Origin of the sequence: Aeromonas sp. s11 (assembly GCF_040907945.1) — a bacterium.
Lineage (GTDB): Bacteria > Pseudomonadota > Gammaproteobacteria > Enterobacterales > Aeromonadaceae > Aeromonas > Aeromonas veronii.
In genome coordinates, this window is record NZ_JBFOCU010000055.1 from 1 (window position 1) to 8,088 (window position 8,088).

Genomic DNA, 8,088 nt, shown 5'->3' on the forward strand with positions numbered 1-8,088 from the left:
CGGCCCTGAATGCCATAACGCACCTGAGCCTGTTTGTAGGTGAGCTCGCCTTTTTCAATCTGCTCGACCAGCGCCAGTTTAAAAGTCAGCGAGTAATCGCGCTGTGTCCGTTTCACACCTTGTCCCATCGGGCTCTCCATTTATTGGGGGGAAAGGTGTAAACCATATTCAGGACGGGACAGAAAAAAACAAAAAGCCCTGCCAGATTGGCAGGGCTTTTTCAGTCAACCGCATAGCTGGGGAGTCAAACTCCCGAGCCGCTTACTGGTTGTGGGTAGAGCGACGTGGACGACGGGCCTGAGCCGGTTTGCCAGCGCCATCAGCCGGACGCTGACCACCTTGCGGCTTGGGCTTGCCACCGTTACCGGTACGTGCACCACCCGCATTGCCATTGGAGGCGGAACGACCGGCACCTTGACGCTGGCCTTGACCTTGCGGACGCGGTGCACGGCGCTGCTCGCTCGGATCGCGGGGCTCTTTGCGCAGCGGCGCGCCGATACCACGGGCGATGTTGTCGAGGGTCTCGCGGGAAGCTTCAAAACCGGTCACCTGCTCGCACGGAATGTTCTGCTTGGTCAGACGCTCGATCGCCTTGATAAGCTTCCCTTCGTCGGCAGCAACCAAGGATATGGCGTGACCGGCAGCACCGGCACGGCCGGTACGGCCGATACGGTGCACGTAATCTTCCGCTACGTTCGGCAGCTCGAAGTTGACCACTTGCGGCAGCTTGTCGATGTCCAGACCACGGGCGGCGATGTCGGTCGCCACCAGCACCTTGACGCTACCATCCTTGAAACCGGCCAGTGCACGAGTACGGGCACCCTGGCTCTTGTTGCCGTGGATGGCGGCGGCGCTGACGCCGTTCTTGTCAAGGGTTTCGGCAACGCGGTTGGCCATGTGCTTGGTACGGGTGAACACCAGTACCTGCTGCCAGTTGTTGCTGGTGACCAGATGACTCAGCAGCGCGATCTTGTTGGCCTTGTCGCACGGATGCACCAGCTGCTCGATACGCTCGGCAGTGCTGTTGCGCGGGGCGACTTCGATCACCGCCGGGTTATCCAGCAGACCGGTGGCCAGTTCGCGGATCTCGTCGGCGAAGGTGGCGGAGAAGAGCAGGTTCTGACGCTTCTTCGGCATCAGAGCCAGGATGCGGCGGATGTCGCGGATAAAGCCCATGTCGAGCATGCGATCCGCTTCGTCCAGTACCAGGATCTCCACCTCGTCGAACTTGACGGCGTTCTGGTTGTAAAGATCCATCAGGCGGCCAGGACAGGCCACCAGCACGTCCAGACCACGGCGAGTCGCCATCATCTGCGGATTGATGCTGACGCCGCCGAAGACCACGTGGCTGCGCATCGGCAGGTGTTTGCCGTAGTTACGCACGCTCTCGCCCACCTGGGCGGCCAGCTCGCGAGTCGGGGTCAGCACCAGCGCACGAATGCGGTTCGGAGAAACCTTGCGCTTGCTCTCCATCAGACGTTGCAGCATCGGCAGGGTAAAGCCTGCGGTCTTGCCGGTCCCTGTTTGGGCCGCCGCCATCAGATCGCGGCCAGCCAGAACGGCGGGGATCGCTTGCTGCTGAATGGGAGACGGGGTGTCGTAGCCTTGTTCGGCAACGGCACGCAACAAGGGTTCGGCCAGACCGAGGGAAGTAAAACTCATAATTACCTGCTAGAGATAGGGGCGCCGGGGATTTGTGGTGGGGCTCCTCTGCTGAGCCGATGCCATCTCACAAGATCTGGGCCTATTGAGAAAACAACGATTTCCCCGGGGAGCAGAGCAAAGGGGAAAGAATAGAGGCGCAGTCTAACGGAGTTGCTCGGGATAAACGAGAAAAATGTGATGCTCCTCCCAGCACGAAGAGAAAATCCCCCATCTCCCCCCCGAATAATCCCGTTGATTGATGTAGCACGCACCACACTATTAACTGGCAACATAATATCAGCCCTCGCAGGCATGGCTCGCGGGGCAAACGCACGGGATAGAAGAACACAATAACGAGGTTTAGCTATGACCACGCTATATCGTCCCCGCGGCAGCTGGCAGGCAAGGATTGGCCTGCTGCTTCTGCTGCTAAGCCCTGCGCTGCAGGCCAGTCAGACCCTGACCGTGGCCTGGAGTCACTGGCCCCCCTTCAGCCAAATCAACAACCGGGGTGAGCTGGATGGGCTGGATGTCAGCCTGACCCGCCAGATCCTCACCCAGGCGGGCTTTGCCCCCAAGTTTCGCGAACTTCCCTGGGCGCGGGCACTGCATCTGGTAGAACACGATCAGCTGGATGTGGCGATGGCCGCCCTCCCCCTGCCGGAGCGCCAGAGCTATGCCCGCTTCTCGACCCCCTACCGCCAGAGTGCCTATGTGCTGCTGAGCAATGACCCGATTCCCGGCCATCAGGATCGCTGGGCGCAGCTCGATAATCTGCCCGCGTTGTGCAACGAGAAAGGGCTCAAGATAGGCAAGTTACGCGGCACTCGCCCCATGCATCAGATGGATAGCTGCCCGGCGCTTAAAATGGCGACCGAATACAACGCCGATGAGCGGATGATCGATCTGCTGCTGGCTCGCCGCCTCGATGGCATCATCATGGAGTGGCAATATGCCCGCTACCGGCTGGCCCAACTGGGGGCCGAAGAGTTTATCAGCTGCCAGCTGTTGCTACACCACCAGCCGGTCAGTCTGATGTTTGCCAAAAACAGCGTGAGCGAAGAACAGATCCTCAAAGTCAACGAGGCCATTCATGCCTTGCCCAAACCCCACAACAAGTTCTCGCCCCCCAGGTGTCGCCTCAATGCCGATCCGGGCGCCGCGGATCTGCTGACCCGCACTCTCCGCAAGCATTGACGGGATAAGCCACCACCTGAAATAGCAAAGGCGACCCGAAGGTCGCCTTTTTGGTATTGTCGAACTTGCTCCCCAAACAGGGAGCGATCAGTCGATGTGCAGCAACAGCGATCAGCGCAGCTGCGGGGTATGGGTAAACACCCCCTGATTCTGGGCGCGATGGCGCAGCAGGTGATCCATCAACACCAGCGCCAGCATGGCTTCGGCGATGGGTACGGCGCGAATGCCGACACAAGGATCGTGACGACCCTTGGTGATCATCTCGATGGCCTCGCCTTCGGTATTGATGGTCTTGCCAGGCACAGTGATACTGGAAGTCGGTTTGAGCGCCATGCTCACCACGATATCCTGACCTGACGAAATACCGCCCAGAATGCCGCCCGCATGGTTGCTGGCAAAGCCCGCCGGGGTCATCTCGTCGCGATGCTCGGAGCCTTTTTGCTCCACTACCGCAAAGCCGTCACCGATCTCCACCCCTTTCACCGCATTGATGCCCATCATGGCGTGGGCAATGTCGGCGTCGAGGCGATCAAATACCGGCTCACCGAGACCCACCGGCACATGGCGCGCAATGACCTGCACCTTGGCACCGATACTGTTGCCCTCTTTTTTCAGGTCACGCATGTATTGATCCAGTTCTTCCAGCTTGCCCGCATCGGGGAAGAAGAAGGGATTCTGTTCAATCTGCGCCGCGTCAAACGCCTCGGCCTTGATGGGGCCGAGCTGGGAGAGAAAACCGGTGATCTCAATGCCATGCACCTGTTTGAGGTACTTCTTGGCGATTGCCCCCGCCGCTACCCGCATCGCGGTCTCGCGTGCCGAGGAGCGACCACCACCGCGATAGTCCCGCTGACCATACTTCTGGTGGTAGGTGTAGTCAGCGTGACCCGGCCGGAACAGATCCTTGATGTCGGAGTAATCCTTGGAGCGCTGATCGGTATTCTCGATGAGCAGCCCGATGGAGGTGCCGGTGGTCTTGCCCTCGAACACCCCGGAGAGGATCTTCACCTCGTCCGGCTCGCGGCGCGGCGTGGTGTAGCGGGAAGTGCCCGGCTTGCGCCGATCCAGATCCCCCTGCAGATCCGCCTCGCTGATCTCCAGCCCAGGCGGGCAGCCATCAACCACGGCGCCCAGCGCCAGGCCGTGACTCTCGCCAAAGGTGGTGACCCGAAAGAGTTGACCAAAACTGTTCCCTGCCATGCGCGCTCCTGCTTAGTTCTTGTAGATGGCGAAATGATCCTGATACTGCACCAGCTCGTCACGGGTCATCACAAAGACGCCGTGGCCGCCGTTTTCGAATTCAACCCAGGTAAAGGGGATCTCGGGGAACTGGGCTTCCAGATGGATCATGCTGTTGCCCACTTCGACCACCAGCACGCCGTTATCCTTGAGGAAATCTGCCGCATGGGCCAGCAAACGCTTGGTCAGCTTGAGACCATCGGAGCCGGACGCCAGCGCCAGCTCGGGCTCGTGACGGAACTCGTCCGGCAGATCCGACATATCTTCGGAGTCCACATAGGGCGGATTGGAGACGATGAGATCGTACTTGTCGCCCGCCGGCAGATCGCGGAACAGATCGGAGCGGATCGGAATGACCTGCTGCTCCAGCCCGTGATCGTTGATATTGCGCTCGGCCACGTTCAGCGCATCGATGCTGATGTCGATGGCATCCACTTCCGCTTCCGGGAACTCGTGGGCCATGATGATGGCGATACAGCCGGAGCCGGTGCACAGGTCCATGATCCGGGTCGGTTCATGTTTGAGGAAGGGCGCGAAACGGTTGGCCACCATCTCGGCAATGGGGGAACGGGGAATGAGCACCCGCTCGTCCACGTAGAACTCCCAACCGGCATACCAGGCCTTGTTGGTCAGATAGGCGGCCGGTACCCGCTCCTGTACGCGGCGGATAATCAGCTCGGCGATACGGTGACGCTCGCTGCTGGTGAGACGGGAGTGGCGCATGGCCGGGTCTACATCCGGTGGCAGATGTAACGCGGGCAGTACCAGCTGCACAGCTTCATCCCAGGCGTTGTCGGTTCCATGACCGTAAAAAATCCCGGCGTCGTTGAAACGACTCATGGCCCAACGCAACATGTCCTGGATGGTGTGCATCTCGGCAACCACCTCATCGATAAATATCTTGTCCAAATCCACCTCCAAGTCGAGTAATATCCGGCCCGAGCCCCGTTTACGTTGCGGGCAAGACGCATACCTAATACATGAGCATCTGATGAAAAAAACGCCCTCACCGACAGACGAGGAAACCCTGCTGTTCCGCGATGCGATAAAAGGTACCCGGAAAATCAAGCAAGATACCATAAGGGCCGAGTTACGCCCGGTCAAGCAGAAACGCGAATTGCGCGAAACCCGCGAAAAGCTTGGGGTTGACCACTATTTCAGCGATGAGTATCAGCCCCATCTCGACGATGATGGGCCGACCCGTTACGTGCGGGAAGATGTGTCAAAATTTGAGCTGAAAAAGCTCAAGCGGGGGATTTATCCGCCGGAGATCTACCTGGATCTGCACGGCATGAACCAGCAGCAGGCAAAACAGGAGCTGGCGGCCCTGCTCACCCTCTGCCAAAAAGAGAACATTCACGTCGCCTCGGTGATGCACGGCATCGGCAAACATATTCTCAAGCAGCGCATTCCCAGCTGGCTGGCCCAGCACCCCAATGTGCGCGCCTTCCATCAGGCCCCCCGCGAATGGGGTGGCGACAGCGCCATTCTGGTGTTGCTGGATATCGAAGAGTAGTTAGCCAAACGACCACACTATACTGAATATCAATATGTTATTCGCCGTGGAGGTCGCATGTTTACACAGGGTTCCCATGCCGACATAAAGTCATCTCTCGACGCCATCGGCGCAGCCGTGGCGGTGTTCAGCCTCGACAAGGATGATCACTTTGTGCTGGTCTCTGCCAACGATACCTTTGCCAAGGCGTTCGAGCTGGATGTCCTTGGCAGCATTGGCAAACAGTTGAGCGAGATGTTTCCCCGCTACATCACCAATACCATCGAGCCGCCAATGCACGAATGTGTGCGCATGCAGACCGGGCTCGAGAGCGAGCTGCCTATCGACAGCCTGTCACGTACCAGTTGGTGGCGCTTTATTCTCTCCCCCATCATCCCCGAGCAGGCACGGATCAACCGGATCATCGTGACCGCTATCGACATCACCGCCAGGATGCAGCTGGAAGAGGCGCTCACCACCAGTCGCCGTCGCTTCGAAGCGGTGGTCAACTCCGCCTATGACGGCATCATCAGTGTCAGCAGCGAGTCACGCATCGAGCTTATCAATACCGCCGCCTGCGAGATGTTCGGCATCGACGAGAGCTATCTCGGCAAGCGGCTGGAAACCCTGCTTCCTCAGCGTTTTCGCGCCAATCACGAAACCTATTTCAAAGCCTTCAGCAGCTCCCCCATCAATTCGCGCCCGATGCATGCCCGCGCCTCAGTGATGGGTCTGCGCCGAGACGGCAGCGAATTTCCGCTGGAGGTGACCATCGCCAAGATCAATCTGGGCCCGACCACCGAGATGACCGCCATCTTGCGGGATATCTCGGAGCGAGCCCGACTGGTGGAGGAGTTGAAGGTCGCCGCCACCACGGATCCCCTGACCGGCATTGCCAACCGGCGCCGCTTCAACGAGCTGGTCAACGCCGAGATGCAGCGCTGCCAGCGTTTCGGCCATACCATGAGCCTGCTGCTGATCGATATCGACCACTTCAAGGAAGTCAACGACACCTTTGGCCATCAGCAGGGAGATCTGGCGATCCTGAGTCTGGTGAAACGGATCAGCAAACAGCTGCGGGAGGTGGACATGCTGGGTCGCTGGGGTGGCGAAGAGTTTATCGTGCTGCTCCCGGAAACCTCCCTCGAGCTCGCCTGGGCCAGCGCCGAGCGGATCAGGCTAGCCATCGAATCCCAGCACCATGCACTGGAGGGGGCTCTTGAGATCTCCCTCACCATCAGTATCGGGATCAGCGCCAGCAAGGGCAGCCATGACACTGTAGAGAAGATGGTTAGACGAGCCGACACCGCCCTCTATTTGGCCAAGAAACAGGGGCGCAACTGCTGCCGCAAAGAGGAACCGGAGCCGACCTGATGGCGCACGCCCCTACCCTCTGGTGACACAGCTAACCTGTGCCTGCAGAGACAACCAACCGCAACGTACACAAAAAGCAGCGTTACTCTCTTCGGTAGCGCTGCTTGTTTCGTTCTGCTTTTGGTGCACTTTTCAATCACCACCATCAAGGGGACGGCTAAAGCGCAGTGGGCCACCATCAGCCAGAGAGAGCCTCACCGACAGCATGCCGCCGTTGGGCAATTGCCACTCAAAGAAGTCATCAAAACCGGCAATCGTTACGGCGCGGATCACCTTGGCGACCACACCGTGCGCCACCAGCAGTATCCGCTCCCCTTGCATGGTCGAAGCAAGTTCCGTGAGTCCCTGCGAGACCCGGCCAATCACCTCATCAATGGTTTCACCACCGGGAGGAGCTTCAGCCCAGCGCCTAGTGATATTGCGCGCCCACAGTTCGGGATAGCGTGTTCTCGCCTCTACCTGCGTTAGCCCTTCAAACAGGCCGACATCCCACTCACGAAAGGCAGGCACAAGCTCCACAGGCAATCCCAGCTGACGAGACAAGATGGCAGCACTCTCCCTTGTTCGCAGCAGCGGGGACGCCAGCAGCCGATCGAACGGGGCCTGAGTGGCCGCTATCTCGTCAGCCAATCGGGCAATGTGCCTCTGGCCACTCTCATTAAGCCCGATATCCAGTGCACCCTGATACCGTCCTTCCGCATTGGCTTGCGTCTCGCCATGGCGGATAACTACCAGCTCCATGTCAACCTCCCTTGTTGGGGCTACCTTGGTTTTACTTCCCTTTACGATAACGGGGATGCTCGTCCTGGATCGACAACCAGGGCAGCTGGCTGTCAGTATGGATGTGATAGGTTGGCGCAATAGCCTCTGGATTATCGAGAGAGGCGATAGCCAACGTGAGATAGTCAGGGTACTGGGTGCTGCGATACGTGAGGGTGGAGCCACACTCGGCGCAAAATCCCCGTCGGATAAAATCTGAAGACGCATACTCGGTCGGTTTGCCGCATAACCACTGCACCTGTTCGGCGTGAAAGTCCATCCAGGCCCCGACCGGTGCCCCCGTGGTGCGCTGGCAATCCCGACAGTGACAAAAATCGGCCGCAAAAGGTGCAGTCAGCATCTCATAACGGATCGCCCCG

At 59.1% G+C, this 8,088-nt stretch carries 8 protein-coding genes and 1 pseudogene; 3 read left to right on the forward strand and 6 right to left on the reverse strand.

Annotated features, from left to right (window positions below):
- Positions 1-128 (reverse strand): annotated as a pseudogene (locus AB5Y84_RS15375) (IS3 family transposase); the annotation flags it as partial.
- A gap of 133 nt (positions 129-261) precedes the next feature.
- Positions 262-1,662: a DEAD/DEAH box helicase gene (locus AB5Y84_RS15380; protein WP_139411756.1), complete on the reverse strand. Its 1,401-nt coding sequence runs from the start codon at positions 1,660-1,662 to the stop codon at positions 262-264.
- Positions 1,663-2,010: 348 nt separating this feature from the next.
- Here AB5Y84_RS15380 and AB5Y84_RS15385 point away from each other — a divergent pair, with 348 nt between their 5' ends.
- Positions 2,011-2,841 (forward strand): substrate-binding periplasmic protein, encoded by an 831-nt coding sequence (locus tag AB5Y84_RS15385; RefSeq protein ID WP_368177303.1) that lies wholly within the window; start codon positions 2,011-2,013, stop codon positions 2,839-2,841.
- Positions 2,842-2,952: 111 nt separating this feature from the next.
- On the opposite strand, the gene aroC is transcribed toward AB5Y84_RS15385, so the two are convergent.
- Together aroC and prmB are read right to left on the reverse strand one after the other, a co-directional pair.
- On the reverse strand, positions 2,953-4,041 hold the full coding sequence (gene aroC, locus AB5Y84_RS15390; RefSeq protein ID WP_368177304.1) for a chorismate synthase: 1,089 nt from the start codon (positions 4,039-4,041) through the stop codon (positions 2,953-2,955).
- Between the two features lie 12 nt (positions 4,042-4,053).
- Positions 4,054-4,989, reverse strand: a complete 936-nt coding sequence (prmB, locus tag AB5Y84_RS15395) for a 50S ribosomal protein L3 N(5)-glutamine methyltransferase (RefSeq protein WP_005360393.1) — start codon at positions 4,987-4,989, stop codon at positions 4,054-4,056.
- Between the two features lie 82 nt (positions 4,990-5,071).
- Between prmB and smrB the strand changes: the two genes are divergently transcribed.
- Both smrB and AB5Y84_RS15405 read left to right on the forward strand, forming a co-directional pair.
- Entirely contained in the window at positions 5,072-5,596 is a 525-nt protein-coding gene (gene smrB, locus AB5Y84_RS15400; protein WP_005333198.1) for an endonuclease SmrB, read from the forward strand.
- A 57-nt stretch (positions 5,597-5,653) separates the two neighbouring features.
- Entirely contained in the window at positions 5,654-6,949 is a 1,296-nt protein-coding gene (locus AB5Y84_RS15405; protein ID WP_013723774.1) for a diguanylate cyclase, read from the forward strand.
- 132 nt (positions 6,950-7,081) lie between these two features.
- Here AB5Y84_RS15405 and AB5Y84_RS15410 read toward each other — a convergent pair whose 3' ends face one another.
- Positions 7,082-7,690: a histidine phosphatase family protein gene (locus AB5Y84_RS15410; RefSeq protein WP_368177305.1), complete on the reverse strand. Its 609-nt coding sequence runs from the start codon at positions 7,688-7,690 to the stop codon at positions 7,082-7,084.
- A 31-nt stretch (positions 7,691-7,721) separates the two neighbouring features.
- Positions 7,722-8,088, reverse strand: a 367-nt coding sequence (locus AB5Y84_RS15415; protein WP_368177306.1) for a GFA family protein, incomplete at its 5' end; no start/stop codon positions are given.